Origin of the sequence: Bacillus sp. CH_70, assembly GCF_038007045.1 — a bacterium.
Taxonomy (GTDB): Bacteria; Bacillota; Bacilli; order Bacillales; family Bacillaceae_G; genus Bacillus_A; species Bacillus_A cereus.
In genome coordinates this window covers 3,570,965-3,587,636 of record NZ_JBBOWL010000001.1, presented here as the reverse complement: position 1 = coordinate 3,587,636, position 16,672 = coordinate 3,570,965, and the positions used below count along the sequence as shown (strand labels likewise).

Here is a 16,672-nt window from a genome sequence, read left to right as displayed (position 1 = left end):
ATGGGGAAAATTCGCAAACTCGATGACCAACTCTCTAACTTAATTGCGGCAGGGGAAGTAGTAGAGCGCCCTGCTTCAGTCGTAAAAGAACTTGTGGAAAATTCTATCGATGCGAATAGTACATCTATTGAAATCCACTTAGAAGAAGCTGGGTTATCGAAAATTCGTATCATTGATAACGGTGATGGTATTGCAGAAGAAGACTGTATCGTCGCTTTTGAACGCCATGCGACGAGTAAAATTAAAGATGAAAATGATCTGTTTCGCATAAGAACACTCGGTTTCCGCGGTGAGGCATTGCCGAGTATTGCCTCTGTTAGTGAATTAGAATTAATTACTAGTACAGGTGATGCACCTGGTACACACCTTATTATTAAAGGTGGAGACATTATAAAGCAAGAGAAGACTGCGAGCCGAAAAGGAACAGATATTACAGTACAAAACTTATTCTTTAATACACCAGCGCGTCTTAAATATATGAAAACCATTCATACAGAGCTCGGAAATATTACAGATATCGTGTATCGTATTGCAATGTCACATCCAGAAGTATCGTTAAAACTGTTTCATAATGAAAAGAAATTGCTTCATACATCAGGTAACGGTGATGTAAGACAAGTACTTGCATCGATTTACAGTATTCAAGTTGCGAAGAAGCTTGTTCCAATTGAAGCTGAATCTTTAGACTTTACAATTAAAGGCTATGTAACATTACCAGAAGTAACGAGAGCATCTCGAAATTATATGTCAACGATCGTAAATGGTCGTTACGTTCGAAACTTTGTACTAATGAAAGCAATTCAGCAAGGATACCATACATTACTGCCAGTCGGCCGGTATCCAATTGGCTTCTTATCTATTGAAATGGATCCAATGCTAGTTGACGTTAACGTACATCCAGCGAAGTTAGAGGTTCGTTTTAGTAAAGAACAAGAATTGCTAAAGCTGATCGAAGAAACATTGCAAGCTGCATTTAAAAAAATACAGCTCATTCCAGATGCAGGCGTAACAACGAAGAAAAAAGAAAAAGACGAAAGTGTGCAAGAACAGTTCCAGTTTGAGCATGCAAAGCCGAAAGAACCATCTATGCCGGACATTGTTTTACCAACTGGCATGGATGCAAAACAAGAAGAACCGCAGGCTGTGAAACAGCCACCACAACTGTGGCAACCGCCGAAACAAGAATGGCAACCACCACAGTCGCTCATAAGAGAAGAGCGAAGTTGGCAACCATCCACTAAACCGATAATCGAAGAACCAATTCAAGAAGAGAAATCGTGGGACAGTAATGAAGAGGACTTTGAACTAGAGGAATTAGAAGAAGAAGTTCGGGAAATAAAAGAGATTGAAATGAACGGGAATGACTTACCACCACTTTATCCAATTGGACAAATGCATGGAACATATATTTTCGCTCAAAATGATAAAGGCTTATATATGATTGACCAGCATGCCGCGCAGGAACGTATTAATTATGAATACTTCCGTGATAAAGTAGGAAGGGTAGCGCAAGAAGTACAAGAGTTACTTGTACCGTACCGTATTGATCTATCTCTTACTGAATTTTTACGTGTCGAAGAACAGTTAGAAGAACTAAAAAAAGTCGGGCTATTTTTAGAACAATTCGGCCATCAATCCTTTATCGTCCGCTCGCATCCAACATGGTTCCCGAAAGGACAAGAAACAGAAATTATCGATGAAATGATGGAGCAAGTTGTTAAACTAAAAAAAGTTGATATTAAAAAGTTACGTGAAGAAGCAGCCATCATGATGAGCTGTAAAGCGTCCATTAAAGCGAATCAATATTTAACGAACGATCAAATATTTGCCTTACTGGAAGAATTACGTACAACAACAAACCCATACACATGCCCACACGGAAGACCGATTCTTGTGCATCATTCTACTTATGAGTTGGAAAAGATGTTTAAGAGGGTTATGTAGAGTGAATAAAATTACTTTTCAAAAGGGAGCAACATTTACTGTTGCTCCCTTTTAATATGTAGATTTAATTGTTAAACGAAAATAAGGTGGAGTAATTTTGCAGTTTATTTCTTGGTTGCGTTAGCTTAAATTTATCTATGTATAAAAAAGCGCTGTATACAGCACTTTTTAAAAGGTGCATGAATTGTATAATAAAGATTTCTACATTACTAACCAAATAACTATGCATGGCCAAATGTTGCTTCTTATTTGGCTAATTGTTATAAGGATCTATACAATTATTTATTTTTATTATTATTGATTTTTTCAGTGTATAGAACTTGCTCTTTATAGTGCTTCTTAATTGGAAAGTTATGTGTACCTGTCCCGTTCTTGAATTTTTTGTCAATGGGGTTCTTTAGAGGAACTGTTGTAGTTTCAGTAAATTCATATGGGTAGTTTATTTTAGATTTATCTTCAAACATGAAAATGCCTCCTTTTAGGATTTCCTGAATTCTTTACTATAACATGATATGCATATAGATTTTTTTTGGACTAGTTATTTATATAGGTTAATGGAATTTAATTACATAACTACTGAAACATTTTAAAGGAAAACAATTTGAGAAAGAAATGGTATGAATAGCTGTTGGCTCTTATTGTTTTTTTGTTTGACAGCACAGTGAATTATGTATATAAATTCAATATAGATTGTTTTTATAATATGGTTTATATGGGATTTTCCTGATAATATAATGTGGAATATTATAGTGTTATTAGGTTATTAGGAACATTTAATGCTGTTTCATAACTGAAAGGGAATTGAAAAAAAACTGAAACTTTTCTCATAAAAATTCAATCTAACTTGAAAAATGAAAGGAAAATGAAATTTTCCAAAAGATATTCTTTGTTAAGATAAAAAGCATACATACAAAAAGTATTGACATATCTTAAAAATGTATTTTCAAGATATAGTGGGGGAAAAGATGAGATTAGAAAAACAATTAATAAAAAAGATGTATTATGAAACATTCCTAATGGAGAATGAAACAAAACCAACTCTTGACGTACTTGGACAAGCTTATGTAAACGAAGAAAAAAATGAGATTTCTGATGGGTCTTATATTCGTTTTGCACAAGGTGAATTTTATTATCGTCATCAAGATTTTGAAGCAGCTATTTTTAAATGGGAGAAGGTTAGTAATGAATTAGCACCATGGGCACAAAAAAATATTGCGGATGCTTATTTCGAACTTAATCAGTTATCATTTGCTGAAAATATTTATACTTCTATTACTACTGATAATAAAATATTGATGACCGAAATTAGACTACAATTACTTTCTCTTTACATTGAGCAAAATAATTTTGACTCAGCTTTCGGTGTTATTAAAGAAGCAGTTTCTTTAAATCCTGATTATCCGAATGTCACAAAAATTGCCCGTTCCTTTTATGAGGAACAGCAAGATTTTGATAGTGCAGTAGAGCTTGCTGTGAATGAGTTAATTCGCATAGAATCGTATCCTTGGTTTGAGGTGTTAAAAGGATATATCGATAAAGGGTTTACTAAACATATTTCACCAGACTATTTTTATGATGCATTAGCTACATTAAATAATGTAGATCAAGTACAATTTACGCAAATGGTTTCATCACTCTGGAACAGTTATAAAAATGAAAAAAATTACTTATTGTGGCTTAACACAATAAATGAATTTTTCTTACATATTGAAATACATTCGTCCGATATATGGAACAAAGTTTCTGCTCTTTACGAAGAAACGTACTTTGCATTAATTCAAGGTCAATATACGCTTAGACAATTAAACGATATCATACCAAATCTGTTAGCAAATTGGTTAAAGGTAGTCAATCCATCTTATGCTGTATTTCCATCTGCAGCTGTATTGGCATGGGATGAGATTTTCCCTTCCAAAATAGATTCAGCAAATATAGAACATGCAGAAAACTTATTGTCACATTCTATTAATCATGTAAATGGCTTAGAGTACAGCTTACATCTTTTTGAATCTATTACACAATGGGCACAAAAGCACAATATAGAAATAGGTCACCGATTTAAATGGCTAGTTGACGAGCTCGCAGATTTAAGAACAAATCGTATTTTAGTAACGGGAACTTCAGGAAACGGAAAAACTACATTTATTAACTCTATATTAGGAGAAAATATATTAGAAAAATCAATTTCAAATGTAGTAGTTTTAAAAAATGATGCTCATATAGAAATAAACGCTATAACAGACTCAGCAATTACAACAACGGAAGATGTCTCTGATTACCATAATATGATGTCTCAGCACCATCAAACATATAGAGATAGAGCATGTGTTGAATTTAAATTACCATGCAGATTTTTAAATGAAAATAAACTTACATTTGTAGTGACACCTGGCTTTAATAGGAATAACGACACTAGAGATGAGATATTCGAATATTTAAATTCTGTAGACGAATTACTGTTCGTATTGAATGCGGATTCACCTTTTACTGATAAAGAACGTGACATTCTATTAAGTATTCAAGAACATACGCCAAATTTACAAATTCATTTCTTACTAAATAAAATCGATAACATTTACAGTGAAGCAGAAGTGAAAAGGGTATTACATGATACGGCAACGAGAATAAACACATATTTCCCGCATGCGAGAATTTTCCCTTATTCTTCGTTATATACAAGTAGTCAACAATTAAATGATTTAACTGAGTTTATTCATTTTAACTTTAATCATAAACATATAGATGCAGAACGTACTGAAAAGTTATTATATTTCATTCGAAAAACAATTACATATCTTTTGGATAAACGTGTTGAGAAAGAAAACAATCTAGTGGATGCTATTAATTGGAATGAAGATATGCTAGTGAAACTAAACGGTAGCATTAATAACCTTACTGCATTTGAGCGGGAAAAAATTCATCTCATTACACAATCATATCGTTCAATGAAAACTGAAATTACAAATGATCTTACTGAAAATATTCCGAAGATATTAAAGAGCTGTTCTAATTTAATTAGTGAAGAAAGTGATTTCGGGCACATGGATACGGAACTAAATAAAGCAATGAATGAAAGAGTGCATAAATATTTAGAACAAACTGTATTACCTAATCTTGCTCTTTCTATGCAAAATTGGATTGCAACTTCTAATAATGAGCTTCTTCAAAGTCAAACGTATTTAGAAGAACTTAGTGAAGGGCTTAATTCACTATTTGGAGAAAATAGAATACAGTTAGAATGTGACTTTAAAGTGCTTGATGACTGGCGCAGAGATACTGACAGGATGACGACTAGAATACAAATGGATGAAGTAAATATTTTACGTCGATTTACGCCAGCACAATTTTTACTGAAAAGTGCCGGTAAATTATTTGGAGTTCTTCCTAAAAATAAATCTATGCTATATAACAAATACAAACAGTATGTAGAAAATGAAGATTATACTGAGGTAACGGCTTCTATTATGAAGAAATTTTTCTTGCAATTTGAGCTGTTTGAAAACACACAAGAGCGAGATATTAATATATTCTTTAGGAATCCATTTAACTCCTTAAAGCAAGCTGTAGAAAACACGCATATAGAAATACAAGAAAAACAAGAGATATTACATAAGATGAAATCAAATCCTGAAATCTATCATGATTCTATCATGCTCTTTGAATTGAGATTGCGTCAATGTGAAGTAATTTTAAATATTGGTAATGATAATACCTATACGGATGTAGCTTTAGAAACAAGCGTAGAATAAAAGTAAAAGGGAGCAACTGTAATAAGTTGCTCCTTTTTCATATATAGATTATTTTTCTGTTTCTTTAATTTTAGTTTGTACTTCGCCAGTTTTAATTTTATTGCTTTCTGAGAAGCGTAATAAATCGCCTTCAATAATTTTGTCAGACATTCGTAATTCATTTTGGGCACGTTTAATGAGGGTTTGAGCTTCTTTTTTTGGTAAATCTACAATTTCACCTGTTATACGGTCGTAGAAAGTGTTGTTTTTGTATGCATACTTATCTGTAATGAAGCTACCATCACGTAAAACAACAAAGCCAGTATATTCATCTGAAAACATATCATGGCCAAAACGAATATCATTCGTAGAATCAACACCTAATAAATTTAGAATAGTAGGTTTCATATCGATTTGTCCCGTAGGCTTTGAAATAGTTTGACCTTCTGTTTGTCCAGGAATATGAATATATAAAGGCGTACGTTGTAAATTTAAAGTATCAAATTCTGTTATTTGATCTTTTTCTAAAAACTGTGCCATTGCACGATTATGTTTTTCGGAAATACCATAATGATCACCGTATAACACAATAATAGAATCATCGTAAAGCCCCTCGGCCTTTAGACGTTCAATAAATTTTTTAATTGATTCGTCTAAGTAACGTGCTGTTACGATGTAACGATCAAATACGCCATTACCAGAGTTGTATGGTTCAATGAATTTTGTATCTTCATCATACGTAAATGGATAATGGTTTGTTAAAGTAAGGAAACGAGCATAGAATGGTTGATTAACAGTTTTTAATATATCTACTGATTGATCAAAGTATTCGATATCTTTTAATCCCCAATTTAAATTTGTTTCTGGTGTAATTTTGTAATCAAGCTCATTATAGTAACGATCATAACCAAGAGCAGAGTACATGATATTACGATTCCAAAATGTTGCGTTATTCGCATGGAATACAGAAGTGAAATAACCTTGCTGACGTAAGATTTCTGGAGTCGCAGTATAATCATTGTTACCGTGTGTGAAGAATACAGCCCCTCGATTTAATGGATACAACGACGTATCGATTAGAAATTCAGAATCGGATGTTTTCCCTTGACCAGTTTGATGGAAAAAGTTATCAAAGTAATAACTTTCATTTATGAATTCATTTAGGAATGGTGTAACTTCTTGCCCATTGACTGATGCGCCTATTAAGAAGGTTTGCAAGGATTCAAGAGTGACGACAATTACATTTTTTCCTTTCGCTGTACCAAACATATTAGGGTTTGGCTCGCTTTGGTTTGCTTTTACGTAGTTTTCAGTTTCTTGTAATTTACTACTATCAGCAAGCGCTTTTTGTGAACCGGCTTTTACTTGCAGTGTTAAGTCATATACTTGGTGAGTATATAGGCCTAAATTTTTGACAAGCATTACTCGGTCGAATGATCTCGTTAATAATTCAGGGCGCTCTTTTTCTGCAAGATGTAGATTCGCAAAGAATACACCAATTGTTAAAAGAAAGTATAACAAGCGTGTAGAATGAGTTACACGTTCTGTTTTAAAGACCAATGATTTCTTTTTTAATAAAATAAAGAAGAAAACAATGTCTACGAATGCGAGTATAATTTTGTAGTTTAATATTTCTATAATACTGCCGCCTAATTGTCCAAAGTTTGAGGTTTGTCCAAGTACTGGTAATGTAACGAAATCACTATAAAAATCATAGAACATTACATTTCCAACGAGTACGATTGTTAATAAGAAATTAATACATAGCGCTATATAATTTCGCTTTTCACCAGTTGCAAATAATGCTAATCCAACAAATGCTAATGATGCGGCTAGAGGACTAATAAACAAAATAAGCTCTTGCGTTGAAGACTCGATTTTTAAATCAAAACTGAATCGCGTAATAAGATATGTTTTTAACCATACTGCTAAAGCCATTATTATAACAAAGCTTATATTTTGCATTTGTAAATTTATTTTATTCTTCATTTTTACACCTTCTTTATACAATTTATTTAACTGAAGTTATATATTATGTTTTTATAACTATTAGAGTATAATGAACCATTTAGACTCTATTTTCTAAAGGGAATAATTTGAAGTATTCATATACATACAATGGGGATTTTTAAAGCGTAGTAGCATAAATATAACTCTTTTTGAGAAACGGGCAGAACAAGTCATAGTTGTAGTGAAATTGACTTATAGACATCCTACCATATTAAACACTATGATGATGTTACAAAATATCGAACAAATGAAAGTGAAAATGGATAGAGACTTTTAAAACTGTTGACATTCAATTTATTAGAATTGAATACCAACAGTTTTAAATATGTAGTTATATTACATATGTATCTTGTAAAATTCCGATTTTTTGTCGGTTAATCATTAGCCGGGAAGGATAGGAGGGCTTATTAATATATTTTTACTATATAAGTAAAGTGTTTTGAAATTAGGAATATTTGACTAGAATCTTAATGATAGAAATTAAATGTCAGATAAGTACTTTCCAACATATAGACCACTTGCAGCTGCTTGAGATAATGAGTGCGTAACGCCTGAACAATCTCCAATTAAAAATAGCCCATGTATACTAGTTTCAAAATGATTATTAATTTTTATCGTAGGAGCATAGAACTTTCCATCAATTCCATATAGTAAAGTATGTTGATCAATAGGTTCTTGTATAAATTGTTCTAAACGTAATAAAAATTCTTTGAGCCCTTCAATATATAATTGAGGAATTTCTTGATTCAAATCTCCATAATCCCCCTGTAGTGTAGGCTGTATACGGCTATGTTCCATGCTGTTTTCCGCTGTAGGTTGTTTCTTTAGTAAGTCCTCTAAGCGCTGTATAACAATCCGATCTCGTCCTTGGTTAATGCCTTTAATAATTGAACTTGCGTATACATTTGCTTCTTTGAGAGTAGGAAAATAGCGAGGAATAAATAAAGTGAAATTTAAATTAGAAGTGCCAGTTCCTTGTTCTCGAAAATTTTGACCGTCAGGCATAACTAAACCTTCTTCGTACTTTCGAATGATGCGTCCTTTTGGATTCATACAGTAAGTAGTTGCTATGAAATGCTCACCTTGATAAGAAAGTTTTGTTTCAAAAGTATCTTGTAATATAGAACGTAATTGATGTTCTTTCATTTCTACTCTAATTCCTAAATCTACACGTGTTTGCTCCTGAGAAATATTTAGGGAACTGCACATTTCTTTTAACCAATCGGCCCCAGAGCGCCCAGTTGCAAATACTAGTTGCTTAGTTTGAACTGTTCCTTGATTTGTATCTATTGTAAAATGATCTTCCTGTTTCAGAATATGTTGTACATCTATATGAAATTGGATCTTTATTTTCGTCAGTAAAAATTCATAGAGCTGCTGAAAAATGTTACTGGAAAGTGTAGTACCAAGATGTCTTACTTCTGTTGTTAGCATTTGTAAACCACACGCTTCAGCTCTCTTAGTGAGACTTGAATTTTCAGTAGAATATTTTGAAATCGAACTTCCACCAAACTGACATAGAATTTCATCTACTTCAGCCATGAGTTGTATAAAACCCTCTTTACCGACTTTTTTCTCAAGTTCTCCGCCAAATCCGTTTGTATAATTAAATTTCCCTTCAGATTTGCCTAAACCACCAAACCCGAAATATTTATCACATGTAGTACAATTACACACTTTTCCTTCGTCTAAAGGACAATGGCGATCTTCTAGCGCTTTACCTTTATCAAGAATTAAAACTTTTTTGTTACTTTTAGCTAGTGAATAAGCCATAAAAATGCTACTTACTCCAGCGCCGATAATTGTAACATCATACATATTCTTTCACCTGCTAACGAATAGTTTGTTTTTTATTTTTCTAGTGTATAACAATTTTATGAAGGTAAGAAATAGCTTTTATTAATAAAGTGGGAGTTTTTGAACTTGATGCTTTATTAATTTCTCCGAGTGGTGGAGTAAATACAAAAATTTTTATTTGAAAGAAGAAATAGTTTAAAAAATCACTATGTCATATGATTAATAACATCTTACATATAAAAAAACAGACCTTTTAAGTGAAGAGGCCTGTTAATGATTTTAAATCTTATTTAGCAAACACATGGTTACCAATTACTGCTACTGTTTGACGTGTCGTAATCCACTTGTCCGTTGATGTTTTTGGATTGTAGAAATAAATCCAGTCTGAATCTACTCCATTTGTGGAGATAGCCTCTTCTACAGCCATTTTTGCTTCTGCACTTGCAGGTTGATTAATTCTTCCATCTGTAATAGGAGTAAATGCATATCCGTATTTAATAGGTTCATAAATAACGCCTGTTATTGTATTTGGAAAACCTTTTGCATTTACACGATTTAGTATAACTTTGGCTACTGCTACTTTTCCTTTATAGGATTCGCCACCTGCTTCAGCGGTAACTAAGCGTGCCATTAAGTCTTTTTCTTTTTGTGAAATACTTGAGTTGATTTTTAAATGTTGTCCTGTATAAAGCTTGTTTCCGACTGTATTGTTCATTTGTTTTATAGATTGGACAGTGACATTGTAACGCTTTGCTATCGTTTCTAATGAATCTCCCGGTTGTACTTGATAAATAATTTGTTCAGAAATGTTCGCAGGCTTGGCGTTTTGAGGAACAGTGATTTCATTTGATTTCACGGACCCTGGAATATGTAACTGTTCGCCAATAAAGGTTTTATCGTTTCCTTTATTATTAGCCTGTTTAATGGATTGTATTGAAACTCCGTATTGTTTACTAATGCCCCAAAGTGTATCGTTCTTTTTTACTGTATGAATGGTAGAAGCTTCAGCTGTACTTTGACTACATACGAATGTAATTGCGGCCGCAGATAAAGGAATTATATGTTTTATTTTTAGTAATTTCATTGTAAATCCTCCTAAGAAAAAATTAAGGTGAAACGATTAAGTAATGTAGTTTGAAATGTGTATATGCGTAATATATTAATGTAAGTATATTAGCACATATAAAATAAATAATCACTATAAGTTTCATATTCGTTTAGTGTAGAGTCAGAATATGAAATATTGCATATGAAAATACATTGAAGTTCATATTTCTGATTACTATAATCTATTTAGTAGAAAGGGAATACGTTATAGAATTAATCATTATAGATTAATATAATGATTAATAATTATTAATAGGAGGATTGATGTAATGAAAATATTTCAAAAAATGTGTGCGTCAACTGTAATCATTACAACACTTTTAGGAACAGGAGGCACTATCAATAGTGTATATGCTGATTCTATAGAACAGCAGAGTAAATTAGGGATAGAACAAGAAACAGATAAGCAAATCATTGTAAAATTTAAAGCGGATTTGGATTTGCCATATGAAGATGGTATTGAAAAACAAATACAATCTCAAACGAATGATAAAGTAATAAAAGATCTTTTGACAGAATATCCAGATGTAACATTTACTCGTTTATTCACATCTGTAAGCCCGGAACAAATACAAAACCTTGAAGTGAAAGCACCTAATCATGTATCTACAAGTCTATTAAACTACTATATTCTTCAAAATCAAAATAGTGGGTATGAAGAAGAAATAGTAGATAAGTTAAAGGCATCTTCTTTAATAGAAGATGCGTATATGAAGAAACAAGAGAAAATAATGCCACCTGAAGTGCAATCATCAAGTGTAGCTCTTAATCCTAATAACAATCCTAGATTTAAAAAACAAGGTTATCTTGAAGCAGCCCCATACGGTATTAATGCGCCTTTCGCCTGGGGAATTCAAGGCGGTAATGGAAATGGTATTACTTTTGTTGATATGGAATACGGATGGCTATTAAATCATGAGGATTTATTACATCAAAATATTGAATTAATGTCTGGAAGAAATATAAATCAGCATGTCGGTCATGGGACGTCTGTACTAGGAATTGTATCCTCTGAGGACAATGAAGTCGGGAATATTGGGATTGCGCCAAAAGCGAAAGCAAAGGTTATCTCTCAAATAAGAGATAACGGACAGTATAATACGGCTGATGCAATATTAAGCGCTGTAAATCAGTTAGAAGCTGGGGATGTTTTATTATTAGAGGCGCAAGCATCCTTTGATGGATATGGTGATAAATATTTACCTGTTGAAGTACAACCAGATATTTTTGATGCAATTCGTGCTGGTACAGATAAGGGAATTGTAATTATAGAGGCTGGAGCAAATGGGTGGAATGATTTAGATCAGTTCAAAGATAGAAAAGGTAAGCAAGTCTTAAATCGTAATAGTAAAGATTTTAAAGATTCGGGTGCAATTATGGTAGGAGCTGGCTCTTCATCTTTCCCTCATGAACGTATGTGGTTTTCGAATTATGGAAGCCGTATTGATGTGTACGGATGGGGAGAAAATGTAGATACAACTACAGCCGAGCAAAGTAGAAGTGCTGTAAATCTTTATACTTCAAGCTTTAGCGGAACATCTAGTGCCTCGCCAATTATTGCTGGGGCAGCGACTTTAGTACAAAGCATTGCTAAAGAAAATTTAGGACAACCATATAGACCAAGTGAACTAAGAGCAATATTAAGCAACCAGAGCACAGGAACAAAATCTAAAGATCCATATGCAGATAAAATTGGCGTTTTACCAGATTTGAAGTCTATACTAGTAAACTTAGGTTATGAACAAAGAAAACCAAACGGTGGGAATGAGTTACAAGTAACAGAAAATGAACCAAACAATGAGCCTAGACAGGCAAATAAAGTTAACTTTCATACACCGGTGAAAGGAACGCTACATAATAGTGATAGAGTAGATGTATTTACTTTCCAAATTGACTCACCGGAAAATATTAATATTTCTCTACTAAATGAACAAAATATCGGAATGACATGGGTACTTCATCATGAATCAGATTTAAATAACTATGTAGCATATGGTGAAAATGAAGGAAATGTAGTTAAAGGAACTTATAATGCAAAGCCAGGGAAATATTATTTATACGTCTATAAATATGAGAATAAAGATGGTTCATATGTATTGAACATAAAATAAGCAAAAGGAACTTCAGATGAAGTTCCTTTAAATTTTTCTAATTTAGTATATGTGAATGATTTTTTAACTTTACTTCTATGCAATATTTCATATTGATGAAATGTTATTTATTTTTTATGAACTAGCTTATATTATATTCAATAAGTTTGATGTAAAAACAGAAAAAGTGAGGGATAATAATGAGCAATAAGAAGTTAATTTTGAAATTATTCATATGTAGTACAATATTTATCACATTTGTATTTGCTTTACATGATAAGAGAGTAGTTGCAGCTAGCTCTGTTAATGAGCTTGAAAATTGGTCAAAATGGATGCAACCTATACCTGATAATATCCCGTTAGCACGAATTTCAATTCCAGGAACACACGATAGTGGGACGTTCAAGTTGCAAAATCCGATTAAGCAAGTGTGGGGAATGACGCAAGAATATGATTTTCGCTATCAAATGGACCATGGAGCTCGCATTTTTGATATAAGAGGACGTTTAACAGATGATAATACGATAGTTCTTCATCATGGGCCATTATATCTTTACGTAACACTGCATGAATTCATAAATGAAGCGAAACAATTTTTAAAAGATAACCCGAGTGAAACAATTATTATGTCTTTAAAAAAAGAGTATGAGGATATGAAAGGGGCAGAAGGTTCATTTAGTAGTACGTTTGAAAAAAATTATTTTGTTGATCCTATCTTTTTAAAAACAGAAGGAAATATAAAACTTGGAGATGCTCGTGGGAAAATTGTACTACTAAAAAGATATAGTGGTAGTAATGAATCTGGAGGATATAATAATTTTTATTGGCCAGATAATGAGACGTTTACCACAACTGTAAACCAAAATGTAAATGTAACAGTACAAGATAAATATAAAGTGAATTATGATGAGAAAGTAAAATCTATTAAAGATACGATGGATGAAACGATGAACAATAGCGAGGATTTAAATCATCTATATATTAATTTTACAAGCTTGTCTTCTGGTGGTACAGCATGGAATAGTCCGTATTACTATGCCTCTTATATAAATCCTGAAATTGCAAACTATATAAAACAAAAGAATCCTTTGAGAGTGGGCTGGGTAATTCAAGACTACATAAATGAAAAGTGGTCACCATTATTGTATCAAGAAGTTATAAGAGCGAATAAGTCATTAATAAAAGAATAAAGATGATGAGAGTAAGAAGCGAGAAAATATATCGCTTCTTTTTCTTTTCCAATAGCCAACAATAGAAATTGTACTTTTATAATAGAAAAAAATAAAAACATAAGATATAATCATACATATAAAATTTGTACCTATAAATTTTATATGTATGAATGAATTTGATTTATTGTAATGAAATGGAGGTATATACTATGAAGTTTCCACATGATTTTTTATTCGGAGCTGCTTCAGCTTCTTATCAAGCAGAAGGTGCATGGAATGAAGATGGAAAAGGTGTTACGAATTGGGACGAGTTTTCAAAAATTCCTGGCAAAACATACAATGGAACAAATGGTGATGTAGCTGTTGATCATTATCATCGATATAAGGAAGATGTTCGCTTAATGGCTGAGATGGGATTAGAATCGTATCGTTTTTCTATTTCTTGGGCGAGAATATTGCCGACTGGAGATGGAAAGGTAAATGAAAAAGGGATTGAATTTTATAACAACTTAATTGATGAATGTTTAAAATACGGGATTGTGCCGTTTGTCACTTTATATCATTGGGATTTACCATTACCGTTAGAAAAAGATGGTGGATGGACGAATAAAAGAACAGCAGAGGCTTTCGTAAAATATGCAGAAACTTGTTTTAAGGCATTTGGTGACAGAGTTAAGCATTGGATTACTTTTAATGAGACAGTAATGTTTTGTGGATTAGGTTATTTAAAAGGTGCACATCCACCAGGAATCCAAAATGATGTTCCAAAGTATTTTCAAGCGACTCATTATGTATTTTATGCACATGCGAAAACAGTTGCGGTGTACAAGCAGCTGAAACAATATGGTGAGATTGGGATTACACATGTTTTCTTACCTGCTTATAGTGTGGATGATCAAAAAGAAAATATACGAGCAGCAAATCATGCGAATGAATATGAAACGTATTGGTATTATGATCCAATTTTAAAAGGCGAGTATCCGTCTTATGTTGTACAACAATTAAAGGAAAAAGGGTGGACTCCTAATTGGACGGTTGAAGAATTAGAAATCATTAAACAAAATGCAGAAGAAAATGATTTTATTGGCTTGAATTATTATCAACCAATACGAGTAGAAAGATACGATATGGATATAAAGAGTGAGGGACATTCTCGAGAAAACTCAACGCTTGCTCCAGGTAACCCTTCTTTTGATGGTTTTTATCGAACAGTTAAAATGGATGATAAAACATATACAAAATGGGGATGGGAAATATCTCCCGAAGGTTTCTTAGAGGGATTGCATATGTTGAAAGCGCGTTACGGTGACATAAAGATGTATGTAACGGAAAATGGACTTGGTGATGAAGATCCAATCATTGACGGAGAAATTGTAGATGTTCCGAGAATTAAATTTATTGAAGCGCATTTAAAAGTAATGAAGCGTGCAATTGAAGAGGGAATTAACTTAAAAGGTTATTATGCATGGTCAGTGATTGATCTTTTAAGTTGGTTAAATGGATATAAAAAGCAATATGGCTTTATTTTTGTCGATCATAATGATAACTTAAAACGTAAGAAGAAACTTTCGTTTCATTGGTATAAACGTGTGATCGAAACGAGAGGGGAAGAGTTATAACAGATAAAAGAGTATTTTAGGAGAAAGTGTATGAGTGCAAAGTATAAACAAATTGCAGATGTGTTAGAGCAAAACATTCGAGATGGGCTTTTTAATGAAACGAAAAAACTACCTACAGAAGAAGCGTTGATGAATCGATTTGAAGTAAGCCGTAATACGATACGTAAAGTAATTAGTCAGCTTGTGAATAGAGGTTATATTTTTCAAGTGCAAGGTAGTGGCATGTTTTTACGCGAAACTTCTGTAACAGATTACATTAATTTAGGAAGTTTACGTGGATTAACGAAAAATCTTGTTTCACAAAATATTGAAACGAAAGTGTTAGAGCTTGAAGTAATAGATGCGGACGAAGAGATAGCAAAGCGGATGCAATGCGAAACTGGAACTAGGTTGTATTTTTTGAAGCGCTTAAGAATTGTAGATGCTAAACCATTCTCTATTGAAATAAGTTATTTCAAAAAGGATATTATTCCATATTTGAACGAAGAAATAGCATTAAGCTCTGTATACAGTTATTTCATTGAAGATTTACGATTAAATATTGGTTTTGCTGATAAAGTTATTAGTTGTGAAAAAGTAAATAAAGAAAATGCACAGCTTTTAGAATTAAATGAAGGTGATCCGGCGCTTCTTATTGAAAATACAGTGTATCTTGTAAATGGAACAATTTTCGAGTTATCTCAGTCGATGTTTCATTATGAAAAGGCGAAACTTTTAAATCGAATTAATTTTAAATGAAAAATTATCGTGTGAAAAAAGCAACTGGTCCTAAGTGATCAGTTGCTTTTTATTTTTTAAGTGGATGAGCAAAAAAACACGAAAGTGGTTGGTCCGCTTTTTGCAAACATCTATTATGATAAGAGAAGAAAGGTAGTATGTTATCAACGTTTTAAAGAGGAAGGTTTTTATGTAAGTTCTTTAATTAAAATAGATGGGTCTTAGAGAGGTGAAAAGACAATGAGTTTTGCAATTTCACTAGTCGTTATTATTGTAATTGTATCGCTATTTGGGACTGTACTAGTTGCAAGAAACGTGGAGGAGAATTACGGTAAGTCTACAAAAAGAAATGTGAAAAACTTATCTGCAATCTATATTCTTCTTCTTTTTGTTCTACTGGCCGGGGTAACATGGTATGCGGTAATGATTTGATAGTTTGTAAAAGAACTGGAAATGAGAGTATGAAGTTGGAATTTCAGAAGCTATTG

At 32.6% G+C, this 16,672-nt stretch carries 11 protein-coding genes; 7 read left to right on the top strand and 4 right to left on the bottom strand.

What is annotated here, in order from left to right:
* Complete coding sequence (mutL, locus tag N2V79_RS18080; protein ID WP_069356114.1) at positions 1–1,944, top strand: DNA mismatch repair endonuclease MutL; 1,944 nt, start codon at positions 1–3, stop codon at positions 1,942–1,944.
* A gap of 278 nt (positions 1,945–2,222) precedes the next feature.
* Here mutL and N2V79_RS18075 read toward each other — a convergent pair whose 3' ends face one another.
* A complete protein-coding gene (locus N2V79_RS18075; RefSeq protein ID WP_000461138.1) occupies positions 2,223–2,408 on the bottom strand; it encodes a hypothetical protein in 186 nt (61 codons plus the stop codon).
* Between the two features lie 501 nt (positions 2,409–2,909).
* Here N2V79_RS18075 and N2V79_RS18070 point away from each other — a divergent pair.
* On the top strand, positions 2,910–5,693 hold the full coding sequence (locus N2V79_RS18070) for a dynamin family protein (protein ID WP_200458030.1): 2,784 nt from the start codon (positions 2,910–2,912) through the stop codon (positions 5,691–5,693).
* Between the two features lie 48 nt (positions 5,694–5,741).
* On the opposite strand, the gene N2V79_RS18065 is transcribed toward N2V79_RS18070, so the two are convergent.
* The 3 genes from N2V79_RS18065 to N2V79_RS18055 form a co-directional block, all read right to left on the bottom strand.
* Entirely contained in the window at positions 5,742–7,661 is a 1,920-nt protein-coding gene (locus N2V79_RS18065; protein ID WP_340720126.1) for an LTA synthase family protein, read from the bottom strand.
* A gap of 501 nt (positions 7,662–8,162) precedes the next feature.
* On the bottom strand, positions 8,163–9,500 hold the full coding sequence (locus N2V79_RS18060; protein ID WP_200458029.1) for an NAD(P)/FAD-dependent oxidoreductase: 1,338 nt from the start codon (positions 9,498–9,500) through the stop codon (positions 8,163–8,165).
* Positions 9,501–9,765: 265 nt separating this feature from the next.
* Positions 9,766–10,563: a cell wall hydrolase gene (locus N2V79_RS18055; RefSeq protein WP_090977230.1), complete on the bottom strand. Its 798-nt coding sequence runs from the start codon at positions 10,561–10,563 to the stop codon at positions 9,766–9,768.
* Between the two features lie 292 nt (positions 10,564–10,855).
* On the opposite strand from N2V79_RS18055, the gene N2V79_RS18050 reads away from it, so the two are divergent.
* The 5 genes from N2V79_RS18050 (at position 10,856) to N2V79_RS18030 (ending at position 16,616) form a co-directional block, all read left to right on the top strand.
* On the top strand, positions 10,856–12,697 hold the full coding sequence (locus N2V79_RS18050; RefSeq protein ID WP_069356110.1) for a S8 family peptidase: 1,842 nt from the start codon (positions 10,856–10,858) through the stop codon (positions 12,695–12,697).
* Positions 12,698–12,876: 179 nt separating this feature from the next.
* Positions 12,877–13,866 carry a phosphatidylinositol diacylglycerol-lyase gene (gene plcA / locus N2V79_RS18045; RefSeq protein ID WP_000066297.1) on the top strand — a complete coding sequence of 330 codons (990 nt, stop codon included), beginning with the start codon at positions 12,877–12,879 and terminating at the stop codon, positions 13,864–13,866.
* Between the two features lie 191 nt (positions 13,867–14,057).
* Positions 14,058–15,467, top strand: coding sequence for a glycoside hydrolase family 1 protein (locus tag N2V79_RS18040; protein ID WP_340720125.1), 1,410 nt, complete (start codon positions 14,058–14,060; stop codon positions 15,465–15,467).
* Positions 15,468–15,497: 30 nt separating this feature from the next.
* Positions 15,498–16,205: a GntR family transcriptional regulator gene (locus N2V79_RS18035; protein WP_016080562.1), complete on the top strand. Its 708-nt coding sequence runs from the start codon at positions 15,498–15,500 to the stop codon at positions 16,203–16,205.
* A 219-nt stretch (positions 16,206–16,424) separates the two neighbouring features.
* Positions 16,425–16,616 (top strand): hypothetical protein, encoded by a 192-nt coding sequence (locus N2V79_RS18030; RefSeq protein WP_000006458.1) that lies wholly within the window; start codon positions 16,425–16,427, stop codon positions 16,614–16,616.
* The last annotated feature ends 56 nt before the right edge of the window (positions 16,617–16,672 follow it).